This window comes from Caballeronia sp. LZ008 (assembly GCF_031451435.1).
Classification (GTDB): Bacteria; Pseudomonadota; Gammaproteobacteria; order Burkholderiales; family Burkholderiaceae; genus Caballeronia; species Caballeronia zhejiangensis.
The window spans coordinates 108209-130578 of record NZ_JARUXK010000004.1 but is presented as its reverse complement, the minus strand read 5'-3'; the positions used below and the strand labels follow the sequence as shown (position 1 = coordinate 130578).

The following is a 22370-nucleotide window of genomic DNA, read 5'->3' as shown; positions in this document are numbered from 1 at the left end:
GTTGTTGTTTTTCCAGTGATATTCCGCAACAACTGACTCGCGTTAGCCGTTCGGCCGAGGTTTATGCGCATAAAGTCCTTGTCCGGCCGGCGGCGCCGGCGTCGGAAGTGCCCGACCTTATGCGCATAAAGCCGCCGCCATCCTATGGCGAGGCGGGTCTTACAAGCACCGCCGCCTCGCCTTTATGCGCATAAAGTCGCACTCCCTCGGTGGCCTGGACGCCAGTCATCACCTGCAAAACGAAATCGCCTATCCTAGGCGCTGACACAACTGCGCCTATGCCGGAGCCTCCATGACCGTTCGCAACCTGGACACCCTGTTCGCGCCGAAGTCGATCGCTGTCGTCGGCGCTTCCTCGCGTGCAGGCAGCATCGGCCAGATGGTCTGGGCGCGTGTGCAATGCGCTGGCTTCACAGGTTCTCTTTGGCCAGTCAATCCAAAATACGACTCGCTGACCGGCGAAACCGTGTACCGCGACGTCGACGCGTTACCGGAAGCGCCGAACGTTGCCGTGATTTGCACGCGACCGCACACTTGGCCGGACCTCATCGAGCGCCTCGGCCGACGCGGAACGAAAGCCGTCGTGATCGTCGGCGAAGCGAAGCAACGCGGAGAGTCTTCCGCAGCGGACGCCGACGAATGGACCGTTCGTACGCTCGCCGCCGCCCGGCCTTTTCTTGTGCGCGTGATCGGACCTGCCAGTCTCGGCGTCGTCACGCCGGCAATCGGCGCATGTCTCGGCGCGCCCGCATGCAGTGTCAAATCGGGCGGCGTCGCGTGGGTGTCGGGATCGAACGCGCTGACGAACGGCGTACTGGGATGGGCGCGTGCTCGCGGACTCGGCTTCTCGCGAATCGTCGCGCTCGGGGATGAAGCCGACGTCGATTCCGGCGACATCCTCGATTTCCTTGCAAGCGATGCATCGACGCGTGCGATTCTGCTCGCCATCGAAACGGTTCGGTCGGCGCGCAAATTCATGTCCGCCGCGCGCGCCGCCGCGCGAAACAAACCGGTGCTCGTGCTGCGCACGGGTCGCGATGACCCTTTCGACCGCCTCTACGGCGCGGCCTTCCGCCGTGCCGGACTCGTCCGCGTCGATTCGCTCGATGATCTGCTCGATGAGATCGAGACCTTGGGCATCGGCCGCGTCGCGACAAGCGATGTCGCAACTGTCATCACAAGCGACCGCGGCGTCGCAGCACTTGCCCAGGACGCCTTTGGCGCAGCCGGCGACGACCTCGCGCAATGGCCGATCGCCGCGCGCGACGCCGTCGCCGCCGCGCTGCCTCGCGCTCGCGCGGGCAATCCACTTCTTCTCGGCGACGACGCCACGCCCGCGGATTTCGGCGCGGCGCTCGAAGCGCTCGCATCGCATCGCGAGACCGGCACAGTGTTCGTCGTGCATGCGCCGACGCATAGCGCGCCCGTCGCCGAAGTCGCCCGCACGTTGATTGCCGAGCGACGTCACGCATATCGCGGATTGCTCGCGTGCTTTTTCGGCTGTGTCGATGCCGCCACGCGCGACGAGTTGCACGCGAACGGCATTCCCGTGCACACGACGCCGCATCGGCTGGCGCGCGGTTTTGCCCGGCTCGTCGATTTCCGGCAGGGCCGCGAACTCTTGATGCAAACGCCCGACGGCCTCCCCGCGAATATTCCCGAAGACATCGACGCCGCGCACAACGAGATTCGCACGGCGCTCGCAAACGGCATCGCCGAATTGAATGGCGAACGTGCGGCGCGCGTATTCGCTCGTTTCGGCATCTCGGTGAAACCGGGGCCGCCCGACTCGCTTACGAGCGATGCCGTCGAAATTCAGACGCGCCTGCTCAACCATCGCGTGTTCGGTCCGGTATTCGAATTCAAGGCCGAAGGCGCGCTCGGCCTTGCCGACGCACTTCACGAGTTTGCCTTGCCGCCGCTCAATCCAGTGCTTTCGCGCGATCTCGTCATGCGCTCGCCGCGTTCGCGCGAACTGCCCGCCGAGTCGCTGCTCAATGCGCTGACGGCGTTATCGCAACTCGTTTGCTATATCGAAGAAATCGTTGCGCTGCGTCTCACGTTGCGCGTGACGCGCGATTCAGTCGCCGTTCACGAACCGCAACTCACGCTCGGCGCGCATCGCAAGCCGCTGGCGATCGTGCCGTATCCACGCTGCCTCGAAGAGACGCTCGACTGGCGCGGCATGCGCGTCACCGTGAGGCCGATTCGTCCCGAAGACGAAGAAGCGCACGCGGCGTTCGTCGCGGCCAATACCGCCGAGGATTTGCGCCTGCGCTTCTTTGGCGCTGTCCGTAACTTCGATCATTCGCAACTCGCGCGCATGACGCAGATCGACTACGACCGCGAAATGGCGCTGATCGTCACGCGAGCGAACGGTGACGGCACGGGCGAGACGCTCGGTGTCGCGCGCGCGATCGCCGATCCGGACAACGAGACCGCGGAATTCGCCGTCGCCGCGCGCTCGGACATGAAGGGCAGGGGATTGGGCTCGCTGCTGCTGTCGCGCATCATCGACTACGCGAGACAGCGCGGCACCCGCTGGATGGTCGGCGAGGCGTTGCGCGAGAACGCCGGCATGATCGCGCTCGCACGCAACACCGGCTTCGAAGTGACGAAGACCGACGACCCGGGCGTCGTCGGTTTCAGGATGCGGCTGTGCGATGCGCCGTCACAGCCGCGCGGCGATTAAGCCGCGAATTTGGCGAGCGCGTCGTCGATCTGGGCGCGCGACAGCGAAAGCTCGTCGAGCAATGCTTCGGCGTACAAACTGCCCGTTTCCTTTTCGAGGCGCGCGATTGTCAACGCGCATCGCGACGTGTCCTTCAACGTCGCGATGAACGGCTTCACCGATTGCCCCGAAGTGAACGCATCGAAGAGCGGCACGCGAATGTCGTCGGGCAGCGCGCGCGACGTCCACTGATACGGCTTGCCGTTGTACGTCAGTTGCGGCGGCAGCGTGCGCTCCTTCTTCGCGGCGGGAATCAGGCCGAATGTCCGTGCCGCATCGCCGATCTGCTCGGCCGAAAAAAGCTCGTCGGGCGTGATGTCGAACTGCGCGATATACGTTTCGATCGCCTGCATCGCGGCCGCGCGATCGTCGCGTTTCTTTTGCGCGCGGGCGACAATCTCGCGCAGTTCGTCGGCTTCTTCGGATGTGATCGTGAAGTTCGCCTGTTTTTGCTGCAGTTCGGTGAAGCGGAGGAATTCGGAGTCGGAAAGGAGTTTCGCCATCGGGAATGCGTCGGATTGTATACGGCGGCACGCCATCGCGGCGCGCCGTCTTTTTGAGAGGGCCGCCATTCTAACGCGCGAAGCGTGCGCCATTCAGTCGTGCGTCATCGAAAGCGACGCGGCTGCATTTTTCAGCAAGGACGTGACGTCTTCGATCGACGGCGCCACGTATTCGTCGATGCGCCGCAGGTACGGGCAGGTGAGGGCGGCGATCGCCTGGCCGGACGGCCCGAGCAGCGGATACGTCACGTCCGTCACGCCGAAAGTCTGCTGGCTATCCTTTTGCGAATAGCCGAGTTCGCGAACTCGCCGGTAGTCGGCGTCGAGCACGGCGCGATCGACCGCGAGTTCGCCTTTGACCTTCGTATGCTCGGCGAGCATGTGTTCGCGCTGTTCGTCGGTCTGAAACGCGAGCATGACGCGGCCGGAGCCCGTGTCGATCAACCCGACGCGCGAGCCGAGCCGCACTGAAATGCCCCACGTGCCGGGGCCGTCCACTTGCGCGATGACGAGCAAATTTCCGCGATCGTAGACGACGAGATGCACGGATTGCTCGGCTGCATCTGCGAATCGCTGCATCGCCGGAAGCGCCTCGGCGATGAGCCGATTCATCGGCGGATGCCGATGCGCGAGCGCATACAGCTTCAGGCTCAACGAATAACGATCGCCTTCGGGCGAGCGCACAACGTACTGCCGCGCGACCAGCCGCTCCAGCATCCGATACATCTCACTCGCGTTGCGCCGGAGCATCTTCGTGATTTCCGCACGCGTGAGGCCCGACTTCTGTTCCGAAAGCAATTCGAGAATATCGAGCCCTTTATCGAGCGCGGGCGCGCGATAACGATCGGCGTCGTTGTCTTCCACGTCCATGTGCTGTCTGAGTTGGTTCATGAATTCGCGCGAGTTTAAGCCTTCCGTCAGGGAGCGCGATCCCATTCGCATGCGCCGGCTAGGGAAATCACTGATCGATCCGGGTTGCGTCATTGTTGACTTCGACTGGTGCGTCTATGAATATTACGTTCACTGATGAATCGTTGCATCCACGTTTTCCCGCGGCGACTTGCTTTGGACGTTCGGCGCAATCCTCCTTCTGAGATCGACGATGCAAGAAACCACCGATCCGCGCCTGATTCTTCTCAGTCCGGAAGACAACTGCCTGATCGCCGCCGCGCGCCTGCCCGCTGGCGAGACGCTGATGATCGAAGGCGAGTCTGTCACGCTCGTGACGACCATCGAGCTTGCGCACAAGATCGCGCGGCGCGCGTTGTCGAAGGACGAAAAGGTACTGCGTTATGGCGCGATCATCGGCCACGTAAGCGTCGATGTCGCGCGCGGCGAGCATCTGCATACGCACAACCTGGAAAGCGACTACCTACCCACTTACACGCACGATGCCGCACACGCCTACGTGCAGCACTGAACACTTCCATGGACACTTCCGCACTGCAGGGCTATCTCCGGGCGGATGGCCGCAAAGGCATCCGCAATGTCGTCGCGGTGGCGTATCTCGTCGAATGCGCGCATCACGTTGCGCGCGAGATCGTCGCGCACTTCCGTCCATCGTTCGATGATTTCGATTCCTTCGATCCGCAAGTCGAACCGCCCGTGCATCTGATCGGCTTTCCGGGCTGCTATCCCAATAGCTACGCCGAAAAGATGCTGGAGCGCATCTGCACGCATCCGAACGTAGGTGCGGTGCTGTTCGTGTCGCTCGGCTGCGAGAGCATGAACAAGCACTATCTCGCCGATGTCGTGCGCGCGAGCGGCCGTCCCGCCGCCGTGCTCACGATTCAGGAAAAAGGCGGCACGCGCAGCACGATCCAGAACGGTCTCGACTGGGTGCGCGAGGCGCGCGCGACGCTCGCGGCTCAACAGAAAGTGCCGATGGCGCTCGACGAACTGATCGTCGGGACGATCTGCGGCGGCTCGGACGGCACCAGCGGCATCACGGCGAATCCGGCCGTGGGGCGCGCGTTCGATGCTTTCATCGATCAAGGCGCGTCGTGCATCTTCGAGGAAACGGGCGAGTTGGTCGGCTGCGAATTCCACATGAAGCGGCGCGCGGCGCGGGCCGAACTGGGCGATGCCATCGTCGAATGCGTGCAAAAGGCCGCGCGCTATTACACGACGATGGGCCACGGCTCGTTCTCGGTCGGCAACGCGGACGGCGGACTGACGACGCAGGAAGAGAAATCGCTCGGCGCATATTCGAAGAGCGGGGCGTCGCCGATCGTCGGCATCATCAAGCCGGGCGATATTCCGCCGACCGGCGGTCTCTATCTGCTCGATGTCGTGCCCGATGGCGAGCCGCGCTTCGGCTTTCCGAATATCAGCGACAACGCGGAGATCGGCGAGCTGATTGCGTGCGGCTGTCACGTCATTCTCTTCACGACGGGGCGCGGCTCGGTCGTCGGCTCGGCGATATCGCCCGTCATCAAGGTCTGCGCGAATCCGTCGACGTATCGCAATCTGTCCGGCGACATGGACGTCGACGCGGGCCGCATCCTCGAGGGCCGCGCGACGCTCGACGAGGTGGGCCGCGAGATCGTCGACGTGACCGTTGCGGTGGCGGCGGGCGCGGCGTCGAAGTCGGAGGCGCTCGGGCATCAGGAGTTCATCCTGACTTACAAAACCTTCGAGCCGGTCGGCCCCGCGTGTTTGCCGAGCGCCGCGCGACGCGTTACTGTGGCGGCTTGAGTTTCGCCATCTCTAAATCATTCGGGGTTTGCAGATGACCGCAGAAGCGCAAGAGGCAGTTTCACGTCGACGCAGGATTGGCCGCACGTCGCTGGAAGTCACCGCGTTGTCGCTCGGCACCGCGCCGCTCGGCGGTCTGTATCACGAGCTGACGGAAGACGAGGCGCGCGCGACCGTCGATGCCGCGTGGCAGGCGGGCATCCGCTTCTTCGACACGGCGCCGCACTACGGCCACACGAAAGCGGAGCATCGGCTCGGCGATGCATTGCGGCGTTATCCGCGCGGCGATTTCGTGCTGTCGACGAAAGTCGGCCGCCGCTTCGTGCCGCGCACGACGCCCGACGACGGCAGGGAAGGCTGGGCCGCGCCGCTGCCGTTTCAGGCGATTTACGACTACACCTACGACGGCATCCTTCGTTCATTCGAAGACAGTCAGATGCGGCTCGGCATGACCGATATCGATATCGTGCTGATCCACGATATCGGCCGCGTGACGCACGGCGACAAGAACGCGCACTACTGGAAGCAACTGACCGATGCAGGCGGCTTCCGCGCGCTCGAAGAATTGAAGCAATCGCGCGGCGTGAAAGCGGTCGGCCTCGGCGTGAACGAAGGCGCGGCAGTGATGGAAGCGATGGCCGAATTCGACATCGACTGTGCGCTGCTCGCCGGCCGCTACACACTGCTCGAGCAAAACACGCTCGATGATTTATTGCCCGAATGCGAGAAGCGCGGCGTGAGTATTTTGCTGGGTGGCGCGTTCAACTCGGGCATTCTCGCGCGTGGTCTCGATGCCAACGCGCATGGCGATCTCAAGTTCAATTACGGCGATGCGCCGAAGGACGTCGTCGAGCGCGTCGGCAAGCTGGAACGCGTATGTCGCGCGCATGGCGTTGCGCTGTCGACGGCGGCCATCCAGTTTCCTTATGCGCATAAAGTTGTGGCCACGGTTCTGATGGGCGCGCGCACGCCGGACGAAGTGCGCGAGAATGCTGCATCGTTCGCGACGCCGGTTCCGTCCGCGCTGTGGGACGCGTTGCGCGCGGAAGGTCTGCTTCATGCGAATGCACCGGTGCCGCGATGACATCGAATGTGAACATCGACGCGCATCAACACTATTGGGATCCCGCGCGCGGCGACTATGGCTGGCTCACGCCCGACATGAAGCCGCTGTATCGCGTGTTCGGTCCCGACGATCTCGCGCCGCTGCGCAAGGCGGCCGGCGTTCAGAAAACGGTTGTCGTGCAGGCCGCGCCGACGGTCGACGAAACGCGCTATCTGCTCGATCTCGCGCGCAGCGACGATTCGATCGCGGGCGTCGTCGGCTGGGTGCCGCTCGATTCGGCCGATGCCGCGGCGATCATCGACGAACTCGCGCGCGAGCCGAAGTTCAAGGCCGTGCGCCCGATGCTTCAGGACTTGCCCGACGATACGTGGATCGAGCACGCGCCGCGCAAGGACGCGATCGAGCGTCTGATCGATCTCGATCTCGCCTTCGACGCGCTGATCTTCGCGCGGCATGTGCCGTCGCTCGTGAAGTTCGTCGAGCGATATCCAGAACTAAGAATCGTCGTCGATCATGGCGCGAAGCCGCCGATCCGCGACGGCATCGACGTGGGCTGGCAACCGTGGGCCGATGGCATCGCGCAACTCGCGAAACTGCCGCAAAAGCTGCATTGCAAATTGTCCGGACTCGCGACCGAAGCGAACCCGAACTGGACCGACGAAACGCTGAAACCCTACGTCGCGCATCTGCTCGAACATTTCGGATATGCACGGCTGATGTGGGGTAGCGACTGGCCCGTGCTCGACATGAATGGCAGCTACGCGGCGTGGCACGACACGGCGCGCAATCTCACGTCACATCTCGAAAAGGCGCAGCAGGACGCGATTTTCGGCGCGAACGCCCGCGCCTTCTATCGCCTAAGAAACGGCTGATATACCCGGCATGTCTCAAAAACACTTCCGACTGGAGCAGTAGATGGTACAAAGACTGGCAGGCAAGACCGCGCTGATCACGGCGGCGGGGCAAGGCATCGGGCTCGCGACCGCCGAACTGTTCGCGGCACAGGGCGCGCGCGTGATCGCCACCGACATCCGCACGCAATCGCTCGAAGGCAAGCCCTTCGAAGTGCGCAAGCTCGATGTGCGCGACCCGCAGGCGATCAACGCGCTGGCCGGCGAGATCGGCGCGATCGACGTGCTCTTCAACTGCGCGGGCTATGTGCACGCCGGCTCGATTCTGGAGGCGAGCGAGGAAGACTGGGACTTCGCCTTCGATCTGAACGCGAAGGCGATGTATCGGACGATTCGCGCGTTCCTGCCGAAGATGCTGGAAAAAGGCGGCGGCTCGATCATCAACATGTCGTCGGCGGCATCGAGCGTGAAGGGCGTGCCGAACCGCTTCGTGTACGGCGCGTCGAAGGCGGCGGTGATCGGCCTCACGAAATCCGTCGCCGCCGATTTCGTCACGCGCGGCATTCGCTGCAACGCGATCTGTCCGGGCACGGTGGAATCGCCGTCGCTCAAGGACCGCATCGCGGAGCAGGCGAAGGCGCAGGGCGCGAGCGTCGATCAGGTGCAGGCCGCGTTCGTCGCGCGCCAGCCGATGGGACGCGTCGGCCGCGCCGAAGAAATCGCGGCGCTCGCGCTGTATCTCGGCTCCGACGAATCGTCGTTCACGACGGGACAGATTCACATCATCGACGGCGGCTGGTCGAACTGACCGACCGCTCACGTTATTTGGAACCAGGAGGATCACATCAGATGAAGCTGCTTCGTTACGGCCCCAAGGGTCAGGAAAAACCGGGTCTCTTGGACGCCGAAGGCCAGATTCGCGACTTGTCGAAGGTCGTCGATGACATCGCCTGCGCGACGCTGACCGAAGCGGGCCTGGCCAAATTGCGCGCGACCGATCCGGCGACGCTGCCGGTCGTCGACGGCAATCCGCGCATCGGACCGTGCGTGGGGCGCGTCGGCAAGTTCGTGTGCATCGGCCTGAACTACGCGGATCACGCCGCCGAATCGAATCTGCCGGTGCCGACCGAGCCGGTCATCTTCAACAAATGGACGAGCGCGATCTGCGGCCCGAACGACGACGTCGAAATCCCGCGCAACTCGGTGAAGACCGATTGGGAAGTCGAGCTCGGCGTGGTCATCGGCAAGGAAGCGAAGTATGTCGATGAAGCCAACGCGCTCGATTACGTCGCGGGCTATTGCGTGATCAACGACGTTTCCGAGCGCGAATGGCAGCTCGAACACGGCACGCAATGGGACAAGGGCAAGGGCTTCGACACGTTCGGCCCGATCGGTCCGTGGCTCGTCACGAAGGACGAAGTCGCGGATCCGCAGAAGCTCGATCTGTGGCTCGAAGTCGACGGCAAACGCTATCAGAACGGCAACACGAAGACCATGGTCTTCACGGTCGCGCAACTGGTCGCGTATCTGTCGAAGGTGATGAGCCTGCAGCCGGGCGATGTCATCTCGACGGGCACGCCGCCGGGCGTCGGCATGGGCGTGAAGCCGAACCCGGTCTTCCTGAAGGCCGGCCAGACGATGAAGCTCGGCATTCAGGGTCTCGGCGAGCAGACGCAGAAGACCGTCGCGGCGCAGTAATCGGCCCGCAGCAACGACAAAAAACCTCGCCGCGGCGAGGTTTTTCGTTTCGGACGACGGGATTCGAAAAGTTCAGGCGTGATAGACGGGTTCCGCCGCAACGCCTTCGGAGATGCGCGTGATCGTGCCCTGCGCGACCGCGACGAGCCGCTCGGCGCCGCCATCGGTGACGAACACGTCGCACTGGCAGGTTGCCTGCGTCATGCCGGCATGGACGACGCGAGCACGCGCCATCAGCGTTCCGGAGACGGCCGGGCGCAGATAGTTGATCTTGTATTCGCCGGTGACGACCTTCGGCCCGAGCCGCAGCGCGCCCGCGAAGGTCAGGGCGTTGTCCACGAGATAACTCACCACCCCGCCGTGTACGAAGCCGTGTTGTTGCCTTAGCTCGTCCCTGATCGTCAGACACAGCGTGAGACTCGCTGAATCGACCTGCATCAGTTTTGTTCCGAGCAAGGCGCTGAACGGTTGCGCATTAAGCGCACCGCGCGCGATATCGACAATTTCGGCCATTCGGACACTCCTTGGGTGGGTTCGGTGCCGTCCTGCAAAGACAATAGGAAGCGATCGCGCGCACTGCAAGGAAGTCACGCAAAAATTGTGCAATGGTGCGTTTCGGGCGGCACGCGCGCTCTCCGATGACGATTCGCCGAAGCGGCGCGTTCCCTGCATTCGCATAGACAAGCCGCTGCGGCAAACGATTCAAGCTTTGTCGCCCGACTGCCGTAAACCCGCAGTGTCCCCGCATCGGCGGGCCTTAATTCGGAAAGTGTGGGTGCTAGTGATGTTCGGAAAGATCAAGGTTTCATCGGGTTTGCTCGCCGTTCTGGTGGTGTTCTGTCTCTTTCAACTGGTGACCGAAGGGCTCGGTTTCTGGTCCCTGTCGCGCACGCATGACGATGTCGGCAGTCTGTCCAACATCGCGCTCAAGCAGGTCAACGCGGTCAACAAGACCACCCAGCATCTGATGGATGCGCGCATCAACCTGTCGCGCGCGGGCACGCGCATGGTGCGCGGCGGAAGCGAGCCGACGGAAATCGTCCAGCACGCGCGCGAGCAGATCGCGGCGGCGGACAAGTCGTTCACGGCGTTCCTGAACGCGCCGAAGACCGGCGATGAAAACACGGCGCGCATGAGCGCGCTGCAGGCCAAATACGCGGAGTATTCGAAGGCGCTGAGCGAGCTCGTGCAGTATCTCGACGCGGGCAATCTCCAGGCGTTCCTCGACCAGCCGACGCAAGGCTTCCAGGATCGCTATCTCGCGGAACAGCAGAAGTTCGTCGATTTCGGCGATGAAGCGGGCCGCGGCTATCTGTCGTCGATCGACACGCGCTACGCGTGGTTCCGCGCGGTCGGCATCGCGATTCTGGTGACGCTGGTCGCGGGCATCGCGCTCGTGCACGTCGCGCTGCGCCGTGCCGTGATCGAGCCGCTGGAACAAGCGGGCCGCCATTTCGAGCGCATCGCGAACGGCCGTCTCGACGAGCGTATCGAAGATCGCGGCACGAACGAAATCGGCCGTCTGTTCGCGGGCCTCGCGACGATGCAGGCAAGCGTCGCGAACACGGTGAAAACGGTGCGCGCAACGTCGGATTCGATCAACCTCGGCGCCGATGAAATCGCGAGTGGCAACGCGGATTTGTCCGCGCGCACGGAGAATCAGGCGGCGTCGCTCGAAGAAACCGCATCGAGCATGGAAGAGCTGACCGCGACGGTGCGCCAGAACGCCGAGCACGCGCGCGAGGCCAACACGCTCGCGGGCGAAGCGCTCAACGCGACGTCGCGCGGCGCGAGCGTGGTCGACGATGTCGTCGAGAAGATGCGTGGCATTGCGTCGAGCTCGGACAAGATCGCGGAAATCATCTCGGTCATCGACGGCATCGCGTTCCAGACCAACATCCTCGCGTTGAACGCGGCTGTCGAAGCGGCGCGCGCGGGCGAGCAGGGCCGTGGATTTGCGGTCGTCGCGGGCGAAGTGCGCGGTCTCGCGCAGCGTTCGGCGCAATCGGCGAAGGAAATCAAGGAACTGATCGGCGAGTCGGTCGCGCAAGTGAGCGACGGCTCGGTGCTCGTCGAGCGCGCGGGCACGGCGATGCGCGAAGTGTCGGCGTCGATTTCACGCGTCACGCAGATGATGGCGGAGATCAGTGCGTCGTCGCTCGAGCAGAGCGTGGGCATCGAGCAAGTGAATCAGGCGGTCACGCAGATGGACGAGATGACGCAGCAGAACGCGGCGCTCGTCGAGCAGGCTGCGGCTGCCGCGTCGTCGCTGCATGAGCAGACGCGGCAACTGAAGGCTGCGGTTTCGGTGTTTCAGCTCGTCTGAGTTCGCTCAAAGAGGCAAGGCCGCGTACGACGTCGCGAGGTGATACGGCGTCGTCGACGGCATCTCGGCGCGGCTGATCTCGCCCGTCGCCGAGCGGCATTCCACCCAGCCGGTTTCGTGCAGGAAGCGCGCGCGAAACCGCTCGATTTGCGGACCGACGGCGTCGCCGCGCGTCGCCAGCGCGCGCAGATATTCCGTCTGCGCCCAGATGCGCTGCGTCCCGTCGATCACGCGCCCGGTTTCGTCGATGGCGGCATGAACGCCGCCCGTCTGCTCGTCCACGCCGTGCCGCTGCGCGAAGTCGAACGCGCGCGCGAGCCGTTCGTTCAGCCCCGCCGCTTCGAATGCGGCGTGACCGCTGCCCAGCGCCAGAAAATACCACTCGAACTGATGGCCCGGCTCCAGCCGGTTGCCCGCCGTGCCCATCGGCAATTCGGCGATCGAGCCGCTCGGCTCGTGCACGAACGCATCCGCGACGGATTTCGCGAGCTGCGCGAGACGCTTGTCGTAGGCGGGCTCGCCGGTCGCTTCGCGCGCCGCGAGCCACGCTTCGGCGAGATGCATCAGCGGATTTTGCAGCGGCGTCTCGATGGTCGCGCCGAAATCCTCGGCAAGCACCGCGTTCAGCAGATCGCCGCCGCTCGAAAAGCGCGCCTCGACGAGCCGCGACGTTTCATCGAGCAGCGTGAAAGCATCGGCGGAACCGCTTTTCTTCGCGTAATGCGCGCACGCGAAAACGACGAACGCATGCGTGTAGAGATCCTTTTGACGCTCCAGCGGCGCGCCGCTCGCGTCCACGCTGTAGAACCATCCGCCGTTGCGTTTGTCCTGAAAATAGTGACGTAGCGATTCGAACAGCGTCGCGGCGTGCGCGAGATCGCCGGCTTCCGAGAACACGAAGAGCTGGCGCGCGCAGGCCATCGCCCGATAGCGCTTCGGCGGCAGCGGCGCGTGATCCCCCGGCGCGACGGCTTCATAGGCGAGCCCGAGCGCCGCGTTGAAGCCCGGACCGCGCCAGATGGGCAGCACGATGTTCGCGTAATGCGCACGCAATGGCGCGGCGGATTCCGGGTTCGCCGATTGCATCGCCGGCGATGCGTTTGGTTGCTGATCCTGCATAGGACGACTCTTATTGTTTCGGGGGATGCGCGGCCGTGAGGCGCCTACGCAACGGGAAAGGATAGCAAAACCGGCCCGCAGCGCGACGCATTCGCGGGCGACTCACCGAGAGGAGGACGAGAACATGATAGGAAATATCGAACTCGTGTCGCGGCTCATGATGGCCGCGGCGCTCGGCAGCGTGATCGGCTTCGAGCGCGAGCGGCTTTCGTGGGCGGCGGGACTGCGCACGCACATGCTCGTGTGCGTCGGCTCGGCGCTCATCATGATCGTGTCGGCTTACGGTTTCGAGGATGCGCTGAAGTACGACCACGTCGTGCTCGATCCGTCGCGGGTCGCGGCGCAGGTCGTGTCGGGCATCGGCTTTCTCGGCGCGGGCTCGATTCTGCTGCGCGGCGAGATCGTGCGCGGCCTGACGACCGCGGCGAGCCTCTGGTCGGTCGCGGCCATTGGCCTCGCGGTCGGCGGCGGGCTCTATACGGCGTCGATCGCGGCGACGGCGATCATCCTCATCATTCTGGCGGGGATCAAGCCGCTCGAACGCCGCTTCATCAGCGTGAAGCAGCGCCGTCAACTGACGATGCTCGTCGATCGCGGCGCGCTCAGTTTTCATGCGCTGCACGAGGCGCTCGGGCCCGGCAGCGTGCGCGTGAAGCAGTTCGTCGTGCAGCAAAGCGATGATTCGCCCGATCTCGACGAGGTGCGAGTCGAACTGTCGCGTGCATCTGCGGTGGAATATCGCGCGATTTGCGATCGTTTGCGTCAACTCGACGTCGTGCGCGAGTTTCGTGAGGACGATGCCGCCTGAAATCGCCTTCGGGATGCGGGTTTGCACGCGCAGCCATGCGACAATGCGGCCTCTCGAAATAATCGCCGATGCGCCGGTGCGCCTTGCACGCCGGTTCGGGCAGCCGCCTTTCGAACCTATGTCAGATTCCGCAGTAAAGAGAGACGCCGACGCCTCGTCCCGCCGCCGGCGCGCAACGCAAAAGCATGAGATGCGGGCGCCGCAGACCAGCGCCGACACGGAAAAGAAACTCGCTCGCGCCGCACGTTCCGCGCAGCGTCTCGCACAACTGAGCGAAGGCGCGCGTGCGGGCGAAACGCTCGATCTGTTCGCCGAAGACGCCGAGCGCGCGCAACTTCAGGCGATGAACACCGATATCCGCCAAGGCACGTTCGAAGGTTTCGAACTGCCAGAAGTGTTTCTCGCGGCCGTGCAATCGAATGGCGGGAACGCGCCGGAATCCGTCGTCGCGAAAAGGGCGGCGCGTGGCGGCGTGACATCGGTTGCGCCGGAGCAGGGCCTCTTCGGGGACGATTCCCCTCTCATCGATGCCCCGCCGCCGGACGCGAGCCAACCAGCCGCGAAAACCGGCGCGATGGCCGCGGTGACGACGCGATCGGCGAGCATCAGCACGTCGGTTGCGCCGGAGAATGCGGCGCCATCGCTCGCCGCGCTCGCTTCAGCGCTCATCGCCCGCGATCGCGGGGCTCGCGGCGACCGCAACGAAGCGGCGCCGTTCGCGCAGCCCGGCATCCGCGATGCCGCCGCGCCCGAACTCGACCGCGCCCGCGCCACGGCGTTCGCGGACACCATCGACGCGCTCTATGCGGTGATCGCGGAGCAGCGCACTTCGACGGCCGCCCACGCGCGCCGCATGAAGACGATGCTGACGATCATCGTCTGCGTGGTGCTCGTCACGGTGGCGACGGGCATCGCGCAAACCGCTGTACTGCTGCGCATGAACCACGATAGCAAGCTGCAGCAGGACCGCACCGAGCAACTGATGCTCAACCAGCAGGCGACGCTCGCGTCGCTCTTCGATACCGATTCCGCCAATATCAGCGTGCGCCGTCCTCCCGACCTGACGGACGCATCACCGGTTCGGCCGATCAGCGCCGCGACGCCCGATCCCGCGCCGAAAAAGCACACGCGTCACGCGCACCATCGCGCCACTTCCTCGGCGCACTGATTCCCGCTGTCAGATTCGCGCGACACGCCGTTCTGCGGCGGCGTGTCGCGCAGCTGCTCGTCCTCGGATCGGAATGCCGTCGTACGGGCTTCGCAGATCCGTCCCCGTTTCAAGGAGACGGCAAACCGGTAAGAATGTAGAAAAACTACCAAGTTTCTTGCCACGAAATGTTGCATTGCACTAGAAATCGGTTAGGGACAACCCTATAATCCTCTCTAAGGGAAAACCCTCTGTAACTAACCGGAGTCAGTCATGAGCTACCTCTTCGCCCTGCTGCAAAAATTTGCTTCGATGTTCGAATCGGCCCACCTGCCGATGGACAAAGACTACTCGTATCAAGCGCGTTTCCGTGAATCCGAGCGTCAGCGCAAGGCGCGCGGCACGGCTTTCGGCTTCCGCCTGTAATGCGCAGCTGACGGCGGCGCGGGAAACGCAACACCAGCAACTTACGACGGCACGAGCCGTACGACCCGCCCGCCAGTTTTCCGTTTTATGTAGTTTTTCTAGCAATTCCACATCGCTTCGGCTTCTGCCGAACGCATCCCTTCTTCGCGCTTCCTGCGCGACGCCAGTCTTTTCTTTCTTTCGTATTGCTGACGCGCGGTTCGCAAGCCGCCTGCATCGCAAAAAGGCTTCGCGACTTGTTCATGCGCGACATGCCGAAAATCGCAAGATCGTTCGCTGCGCTTCCCGCAAACCCTTATCCAGCAAGGATTCGATCGACCGCTGGCACTTTCGCGCTTATTCCGGTGTCGTATTTCCACATGTGGTTGTCGCAAATAGTCGGCTGATGTGACTTTTTTCTGGCAACTATGTATGCACAGCGCGGACGCACGTCCGCACACGCCAGGAGATATTCGATGAATTCCCCCAAGGTGGTAGTCGAAGGACTGTGCAAGGTTTTCGGCAACAGTCCCAAACAGGCGCTGGACATGCTGGCCGGTGGTGCGACGAAGGAAGAGGTTTTCAAGCGCACCGGACAGATCGTCGGCGTCCATAACGTCTCCTTTGACGTCAAGGAAGGTGAGATTTTCGTGCTCATGGGCCTTTCCGGCTCGGGCAAATCCACGCTGATCCGGCTCATCAACCGGCTGGTCGAGCCGACGGCGGGCAAGGTGCTGATCGATGGCCGCGACGTGGCCGCCGTGCCGCGCTCCGAACTCACGTCCCTGCGGCGCAAGGACATGAGCATGGTGTTTCAGTCCTTCGCGCTGATGCCGCAGCGCACGGTTCTTTCCAACGCCGCATTCGGCCTCGAGGTCGCGGGCGTCGGCAAGAAGGAGCGCGAAGCGCGCGCCATGACCGTGCTGGAGCAGGTCGGCCTGGCTCCGTTCGCCCAAAAGTTACCTGCGCAACTATCGGGCGGCATGCAGCAGCGCGTGGGTCTCGCCCGCGCGCTTGCCGTGAATCCTTCGCTGATGATCATGGACGAAGCGTTCTCCGCGCTCGATCCGCTGAAGCGCAAGGAAATGCAGAACGTGCTGCTCGATCTGCAACGCGAGCAGCGCCGCACGATCCTGTTCGTGTCGCACGATCTCGAAGAGGCGATGCGCATCGGCACGCGCATCGCGATCATGGAAGGCGGCCGCGTGGTACAGATCGGCACGCCGCAGGAAATCATCACGAATCCCGCGGACGACTACGTGGAAGCGTTCTTCGAAGGCATCGACACGAGCCGCTATCTCACGGCCGGCGATCTGATGCAGACCGACGACGTGCCGCTCATCAAACATTCGCCGCAGATCGACGCATCGAGCGTCGCGGCGACGCTCAACGGCAGCGCCGACTACGCGTTCGTGCTCGACGCCGAGCGCCGCATCCGCGGTTTCGTCGGACGTGATGCGAACGGCAACGCCGCGCCGCGCATCAATCCGATCGAATGCATCGAGCGTCACGTCGCGCTCGACGAGGTCGTGAATCGCGTGGTCGCAAGTCCCGCCCCGCTGCCGGTCGTCGAAGCGGACGGTTCGTACTGCGGTTCGATCAACAAGACCAATGTCCTGAAGGTCCTTACGCACCATCGAGGTTCCCATGTCTGAAATCATCCCGCTTGGCAGTTGGGTGGACCACGGCGTCCACTATCTCCTCGATCACGACGCGAAGACCTTCGACTCCATCGGCAAGGTCATCGAAACATTCGCTGCGGCCGTCGAGCACGGCCTGCAGGCCATTCCGATGTGGGCGCTCATGGCGATCTTCGTCGGCATCGGCTTGTGGCGAGTGGGCTGGCGATTCGCCGTGTTCGTCCTCGCGTCGCTGTTGCTGATCTACGCGACGAACTTCTGGGATCAGATGGTCATCACGCTCGGCCTCACGCTGTCCTCGACGTTCATCAGCTTGCTGCTCGGCATTCCGCTCGGCATCTGGACGTCGAAGAGCAAGTACGTCGAAATGGGCGTGCGCCCGGTGCTCGATCTGATGCAGACGATGCCCGCCTTCGTCTACCTGATTCCGGCCGCGATGCTGTTCGGTCTCGGCCGCGTGCCGGGAATTCTCGCAACCGTCATCTTCGCGATGCCGCCGGCCGTGCGCCTCACCGCGCTCGGCATCAAGCAGGTGAATCGCGAGATCGTCGAAGCCGGCCAGGCATTCGGCTGCACGCCGTTCCAGCTGCTCTACAAGGTGCAGATTCCGAACGCGCTGCCGTCGATCATGACCGGCGTGAACCAGACGATCATGATGGCGCTGTCGATGGTCATCATCGCGTCGATGGTCGGCGCGGGCGGTCTCGGCAACGACGTGCTCGCATCGATTCAGCGTCTGGATATCGGGCTTGGTTTCGAGAGCGGCTTGTCGGTGGTGTTGCTGGCGATCATCCTCGACCGCATCACCGAGAGCTTCGGACGAGCGCCCGGCATGGCACGCGCCCCGCTCTTCGCCGGTCTGAAGAGCGTGATGAAAGTGCGCCGCGAGCCGGCGGCGCAACAAGGCTAACAAGGCACACGACCCATGAAGCGCGACGCGATCGTTCCGGCGGGTACCGAATCACCGTTGTCCAGTCTTTCGCGCTTCGGCTTTCTCACGCTGCCGAACTTCTCGATGATCGCGTTCACGAGCGCGGTCGAGGTGCTGCGCATGGCCAATTACGTCGGCCGCGCGCAGCACTACAGCTGGTCGATCATCACGCCGGACGGCGAGCCCGCGCGTGCGAGCAACGGCATCACCATCAAGCCGACGATGACGCTCGACGAAGCCGGCATGCCCGACGTGCTGATCGTCTGCGCGGGCTGGCATGTCGCCGATTATGTCGACGACAAGGTGATCGGTCTTCTGCAGCGCGCGCATGAAGCGGGCATTCCGCTCGGCGGAATCTGCACCGGGCCGTATGCGCTGCTCGCGGCGAAACTGCTCGATGGTTATCGCTGCACGCTGCACTGGGAAGACATGTCGCCGGTCAACAAGCGCTTTCCGCATGTGCGCTTCGCCGACGAGCTCTTCGTGATCGATCGCGACCGCCTGACGTGCACGGGCGGCACCGCGCCGCTCGACCTGATGCTCAATCTCGTCGGCATGCGGCTCGGGCAGGCGCATGCGGCGCAGGTGTCGGAGCAGTTCATCGTCGAGCGTATTCGCGGATCGACGGATTATCAGCACATTCCCGTCGATGCGCGCGTCGGCTTCTCGCGTGCGGAACTCGTCGAAGTGGTGCGGCTGATGGAGGCGAACATCGAAGAGCCGTTGTCGCTCGAAGAACTCGCGCGGCTCGTGCATCTGTCGCAGCGGCATTTGCAGCGCATGTTCAAGATGTTCCTCAACGTATCGCCGACGCATTACTACCTGACGTTGCGATTGCGTCGCGCACGCGAACTGTTGCGCAACACCGATGCGTCGATCGCGCGCGTGACGAGCATCTGCGGCTTCCATTCGCCGTGTCACTTCAGCAAGGCGTATCGCGCGCAGTTCGGACATGCGCCGAGCGTCGAGCGGCGATTATCGGCCTGACTTTTTCTTTTTCTTTTTTGGCCGCGCGGGCTTCGTATGAAAGCCTCGCGTGCGGGCCGCGTCATGCCTTGAAAATAACTTCGGAGAGAGATCGATGAAACGATTGTGGATCGCGGCAGCTTTGCTATCTGGTTTGTCGGGAGCGTATGCAGCCGAGCCTGCCGCGTGCAGGAACGTGCGCTTTGCGGATGTCGGCTGGACGGATATCGCCGCGACCACCGGACTTGCATCGACCGTTCTTCAGGGCTTGGGTTACAACCCGACGAAGACGATCGCGTCCGTGCCGATCACGTTCGCGGGCGTGAAGAGCAAGCAGATCGACGTGTTCCTCGGCTACTGGTCGCCGACGATGGACCCGATGATCGATTCGTTCAGGAAAGCGAATCAAGTGAAGGTCTTGCCGACGCCGAACTTGACGGGCGCGAAGTACACGCTCGCGGTGCCGGATTATGCGTATCAGGCGGGCATCAAGAACTTCAACGACATCGCGAAGAACTACGACAAGCTCGACGGCAAGATCTACGGCATCGAGCCGGGCAACGACGGCAATGCGCTCATCAAGAAGATGATCGACAACAACCTGTACGGGCTCGGCAAGTTCAAGCTCGTGGAATCGAGCGAGGCGGGCATGCTCGTGGAAGTGAATCGCGCGATTCGCGACAAGAAGCCGATCGTGTTCCTCGGCTGGGAGCCGCATCCGATGAACGTGCAGATGAAGATCGACTATCTCGCGGGCGGCGACGATGTCTTCGGCCCGAACTATGGCGAAGCAAAAGTGCTGACCGTCACGCCGACGGATTACGACACGCGCTGTCCGAATGTCGCGAAGCTCGTGTCGAACCTGCAGTTCACGACGGATATCGAGAACCACGTGATGCTGCCGATCATGAACAAGACGGATGCGAACAAGGCGGCGCGCGAATGGCTGAAGGCGAATCCGGCGGTGCTCGATAAATGGCTTGCAGGCGTAAAGACGTTCGACGGGAAGGATGGGTTGCCGGCAGTGAAGGCGTATGTCGCCGGCAACTGAAAACTGACGCAGTGATTCAACGAAGGCGCGTCAGGTCCGATAATCCGGCTTCGCGCCTTCGATCATTCTCAACGCCGCTTGCCACTGCAACGCCATGATTCCATCGGCTTCATCGCGCCGATATTGCTCTGCAGTCAACTCGCAAACCCTCTGCGACGGCAGATTCAATTCCGCATTGCCCGCCAGCGCGCGAATCTGAATCTCGCAAGCGCGTTCAAGAAAGTACATTTCCTGGAACGCTTCCGGAATGGACTTTCCGCACGACAATAACCCGTGATTCTTCAGGATCATCGCGTTATGCGAGCCGAGATCGTTGACGAGGCGATCGCGCTCCGCGAGGTCCAGCGCAATGCCTTCATAGTCGTGATACGCGATATGTCCGTAATACTTCAACGCATGCTGACTGATCGGCAATAAGCCCTGTTTTTGCGCCGATACCGCCGCGCCCGCCGCCGTATGCGTATGCACGACGCAAAACACATCGGGCCGTGCCATGTGAATCGCGGAGTGAATCGTGAAGCCCGCCGGATTCACGAGATATCGCGCGGGATCATCGCGTGCGCCCGCTTCGACCGGCCGCCCTTCATGATCGATCTTCACGAGATCCGATGCGCGCATCTCGTCGAAAAGCACGCCATAACGGTTGATCAGAAAGTGATGATCGGTGCCCGGCACGCGCGCGCTGATGTGCGTGAAGATCATGTCGGTCCAGCGAAAATGCCCGATCACGCGATACAGCGCCGCCAGATCGCAGCGCACTTTCCATTCTTCCTGCGAGTATCCGTGAGTCTCCATGCCGTTCCTCCTTGGTTTGATGAGCCGCGGAAAACGTATTCAGATCCTGCTAGATTGCCTGCGCGCGGCCCGGGAAAGTTTCGTCGTAGTCCATTGCGTGATTTGCATCCGGCGCATCCGGCGCGCCGCCCTGCTCGCGATACATCATCGGCGGCAGGCCGAATTGCTTGCGGAATTCGCGGCCCAGATGCGATGCGTCGGAAAAGCCGCAACTCGATGCGATATCGGCGACCGTCTTGTCCGAACTCGTCAGCAGCCACGCCGCCGTGCGCAGCCGCACCTGCTTCGCATACGCCTGCGGCGCCTTGCCCGTCTCCGCCTTGAATAACCGTTCGAGTTGCCGCGTCGAAAGATCGAGCTTGTGCGCGAGTTCATCGAGCGTAAGCGAACGGCCGACGTGCTGCTCCATCAGCAGGATCGCACGTTTTACTTTCGGATGCGTCGCGGGCGCGAGACCCGGCGGATGCGGCTGCGGCGCGTTGCCCTTCTGCATGTCATCGACGAGCAGGATGCGCAGCGCCTTTTGCACCGTCGCCGTTTCGAAGTGACGCAGCAGAATGGCGGCGGCGACATCGATCGATGCGCGCCCGCCCGAACACGTAATGCGCCTTCTGTCGATGACAAAGAGCCGGTCCGCGACGAGCGATTGCTCATCCGCGTGCGGGAATCGCTCGACGAAGTCCCAATAATGAAACCAGCTCACGCAGATGCGATGGCCTTCGAGCACGCCCGCGCGCATCAGCGAGAACACGCCGGTGCACATGCCGACGAGCGTTGCATTTGAGGCAGCCGCGCGGCGGATGAACTGCAGCGTCGCATCGCTCGTCGCGGGGCCGGAATGCAGCAGGCCGCCGACGACGACGACGTAATCGAAAGGCTCGGCCTGATCGTAGGTTTCCCACGGCGTGATCTGTATGCCGCAACTCGCGCGAACGGGCGCGAGCGTCTCGCCGATCACGCTCCACGAGCAGCGCACCGGTCGGCTGAAATCGCCTTCATCGGCGGAAAGGCGCAGCAGATCGACGAAACCGGAGAACGCGGTCAGCGTGAAATTCGGCAGCAGGATGATGCCGAAGCGGATGCGCGATTTCGATTGACCGTCGACAGACGACGGCGGAAGAGATTCTGCGGCGTTCATGCGGGAGACATGCGGCTGGACGTTATCCAGCGAGCATATCACTCGGCCGCGAGCATCGGGCGTGCGTCAGAAATGGAACGCGGCCGGCGTCGTGTGACGCCGGCCGCACAAATAACCATGAATCGAAGCGGTGCGCTTCAGCCGCCGAGCACCGCGAAGCCCCAGGCGAAAGCGCCGCCGATGAGCGCGCCCGCCGCGCGGCCGAGCACGCTCGCGATCGTGTAATCGGCCCAACGCTGTTCGACTTCGGCCTTCAACACGCCGAAGTAGCGCAGGGCGGGATCGATCGAGCAGAGCAGCATCAGCGCGATCCAGACGGGCACCTGACGCGTGAGCACGCGATCGACGGCGAGCAGATCGACTGCCTGAAGCGTGCCGACGACAGCCACGCTGATAAGGAAAGCGAGAATCCAGGATTTGAAGAACTGGTCGGGTAAGGCGTGAGTTTCCATCGATGCGAACCGGATAAGCAAGAAAAGGCGGAAAGGACGAGTGATC

Annotated in this window: 22 protein-coding genes; 15 read left to right on the top strand and 7 right to left on the bottom strand. The window is 63.1% G+C overall.

The genetic code is table 11. The annotated features are described in order from the left end of the window. Positions 1–292: 292 nt before the first annotated feature. A complete protein-coding gene (locus QCE49_RS25320; RefSeq protein ID WP_250457913.1) occupies positions 293–2692 on the top strand; it encodes a GNAT family N-acetyltransferase in 2400 nt (799 codons plus the stop codon). Here QCE49_RS25320 and QCE49_RS25315 read toward each other — a convergent pair. Both QCE49_RS25315 and QCE49_RS25310 read right to left on the bottom strand, forming a co-directional pair. Next, on the bottom strand, positions 2689–3234 hold the full coding sequence (locus QCE49_RS25315; RefSeq protein ID WP_008354201.1) for a hypothetical protein: 546 nt from the start codon (positions 3232–3234) through the stop codon (positions 2689–2691). The genes QCE49_RS25320 and QCE49_RS25315 overlap by 4 nt on opposite strands. 93 nt (positions 3235–3327) lie before the next feature. After that, a complete protein-coding gene (locus QCE49_RS25310) occupies positions 3328–4125 on the bottom strand; it encodes an IclR family transcriptional regulator (RefSeq protein ID WP_409017491.1) in 798 nt (265 codons plus the stop codon). 211 nt (positions 4126–4336) lie between these two features. On the opposite strand from QCE49_RS25310, the gene QCE49_RS25305 reads away from it, so the two are divergent. From QCE49_RS25305 to QCE49_RS25280, 6 genes are read left to right on the top strand one after another with little or no spacing between them, the layout of a single operon-like run. Then, positions 4337–4654, top strand: a complete 318-nt coding sequence (locus tag QCE49_RS25305) for a UxaA family hydrolase (protein ID WP_175982368.1) — start codon at positions 4337–4339, stop codon at positions 4652–4654. A gap of 8 nt (positions 4655–4662) precedes the next feature. Next, positions 4663–5931 carry a UxaA family hydrolase gene (locus QCE49_RS25300; protein ID WP_175982369.1) on the top strand — a complete coding sequence of 423 codons (1269 nt, stop codon included), beginning with the start codon at positions 4663–4665 and terminating at the stop codon, positions 5929–5931. Between the two features lie 34 nt (positions 5932–5965). Further along, the gene (locus QCE49_RS25295; RefSeq protein WP_250457911.1) at positions 5966–7015 is read left to right on the top strand and encodes an aldo/keto reductase; all 1050 of its coding nucleotides are present in this window, start codon (positions 5966–5968) and stop codon (positions 7013–7015) included. Between the two features lie 8 nt (positions 7016–7023). Next, positions 7024–7869, top strand: a complete 846-nt coding sequence (locus tag QCE49_RS25290; protein ID WP_175982390.1) for an amidohydrolase — start codon at positions 7024–7026, stop codon at positions 7867–7869. Positions 7870–7912: 43 nt separating this feature from the next. Next, the gene (locus QCE49_RS25285; RefSeq protein ID WP_250457902.1) at positions 7913–8656 is read left to right on the top strand and encodes an SDR family oxidoreductase; all 744 of its coding nucleotides are present in this window, start codon (positions 7913–7915) and stop codon (positions 8654–8656) included. 41 nt (positions 8657–8697) lie between these two features. Further along, on the top strand, positions 8698–9546 hold the full coding sequence (locus tag QCE49_RS25280) for an ureidoglycolate lyase (RefSeq protein ID WP_250457899.1): 849 nt from the start codon (positions 8698–8700) through the stop codon (positions 9544–9546). Between the two features lie 72 nt (positions 9547–9618). Here QCE49_RS25280 and QCE49_RS25275 read toward each other — a convergent pair whose 3' ends face one another. Further along, positions 9619–10059, bottom strand: a complete 441-nt coding sequence (locus QCE49_RS25275; RefSeq protein WP_008354191.1) for a PaaI family thioesterase — start codon at positions 10057–10059, stop codon at positions 9619–9621. A 271-nt stretch (positions 10060–10330) separates the two neighbouring features. Between QCE49_RS25275 and QCE49_RS25270 the strand changes: the two genes are divergently transcribed. Further along, complete coding sequence (locus QCE49_RS25270) at positions 10331–11872, top strand: methyl-accepting chemotaxis protein (RefSeq protein ID WP_008354190.1); 1542 nt, start codon at positions 10331–10333, stop codon at positions 11870–11872. Positions 11873–11878: 6 nt separating this feature from the next. Here QCE49_RS25270 and QCE49_RS25265 read toward each other — a convergent pair whose 3' ends face one another. Further along, entirely contained in the window at positions 11879–12991 is a 1113-nt protein-coding gene (locus QCE49_RS25265) for an AGE family epimerase/isomerase (RefSeq protein ID WP_008354189.1), read from the bottom strand. 124 nt (positions 12992–13115) lie between these two features. Here QCE49_RS25265 and QCE49_RS25260 point away from each other — a divergent pair, with 124 nt between their 5' ends. From QCE49_RS25260 to QCE49_RS25230, 7 genes are all read left to right on the top strand, one after another. Next, positions 13116–13799, top strand: coding sequence for an MgtC/SapB family protein (locus QCE49_RS25260; protein ID WP_008354188.1), 684 nt, complete (start codon positions 13116–13118; stop codon positions 13797–13799). A 190-nt stretch (positions 13800–13989) separates the two neighbouring features. Beyond that, positions 13990–14967, top strand: a complete 978-nt coding sequence (locus QCE49_RS25255; RefSeq protein ID WP_250457890.1) for a hypothetical protein — start codon at positions 13990–13992, stop codon at positions 14965–14967. 252 nt (positions 14968–15219) lie between these two features. Further along, complete coding sequence (locus tag QCE49_RS25250; protein ID WP_008354186.1) at positions 15220–15372, top strand: hypothetical protein; 153 nt, start codon at positions 15220–15222, stop codon at positions 15370–15372. Positions 15373–15827: 455 nt separating this feature from the next. Then, a complete protein-coding gene (locus tag QCE49_RS25245; protein ID WP_008354185.1) occupies positions 15828–17006 on the top strand; it encodes a glycine betaine/L-proline ABC transporter ATP-binding protein in 1179 nt (392 codons plus the stop codon). Further along, complete coding sequence (gene choW / locus QCE49_RS25240) at positions 16999–17901, top strand: choline ABC transporter permease subunit (RefSeq protein WP_008354184.1); 903 nt, start codon at positions 16999–17001, stop codon at positions 17899–17901. Before QCE49_RS25245 ends, choW begins: the two co-directional genes overlap by 8 nt. Positions 17902–17916: 15 nt before the next feature. Further along, the gene (locus tag QCE49_RS25235; RefSeq protein WP_008354182.1) at positions 17917–18909 is read left to right on the top strand and encodes a GlxA family transcriptional regulator; all 993 of its coding nucleotides are present in this window, start codon (positions 17917–17919) and stop codon (positions 18907–18909) included. Positions 18910–19003: 94 nt separating this feature from the next. Further along, the gene (locus QCE49_RS25230) at positions 19004–19939 is read left to right on the top strand and encodes a choline ABC transporter substrate-binding protein (RefSeq protein ID WP_033535840.1); all 936 of its coding nucleotides are present in this window, start codon (positions 19004–19006) and stop codon (positions 19937–19939) included. Positions 19940–19969: 30 nt separating this feature from the next. Here QCE49_RS25230 and QCE49_RS25225 read toward each other — a convergent pair whose 3' ends face one another. The 3 genes from QCE49_RS25225 to QCE49_RS25215 form a co-directional block, all read right to left on the bottom strand. Continuing rightward, entirely contained in the window at positions 19970–20734 is a 765-nt protein-coding gene (locus QCE49_RS25225) for a class II aldolase/adducin family protein (protein WP_008354180.1), read from the bottom strand. A 49-nt stretch (positions 20735–20783) separates the two neighbouring features. Further along, positions 20784–21872 (bottom strand): GlxA family transcriptional regulator, encoded by a 1089-nt coding sequence (locus QCE49_RS25220; protein ID WP_175982375.1) that lies wholly within the window; start codon positions 21870–21872, stop codon positions 20784–20786. A 137-nt stretch (positions 21873–22009) separates the two neighbouring features. Further along, on the bottom strand, positions 22010–22324 hold the full coding sequence (locus tag QCE49_RS25215; RefSeq protein WP_033535841.1) for a hypothetical protein: 315 nt from the start codon (positions 22322–22324) through the stop codon (positions 22010–22012). Between the last annotated feature and the right edge of the window lie 46 nt (positions 22325–22370).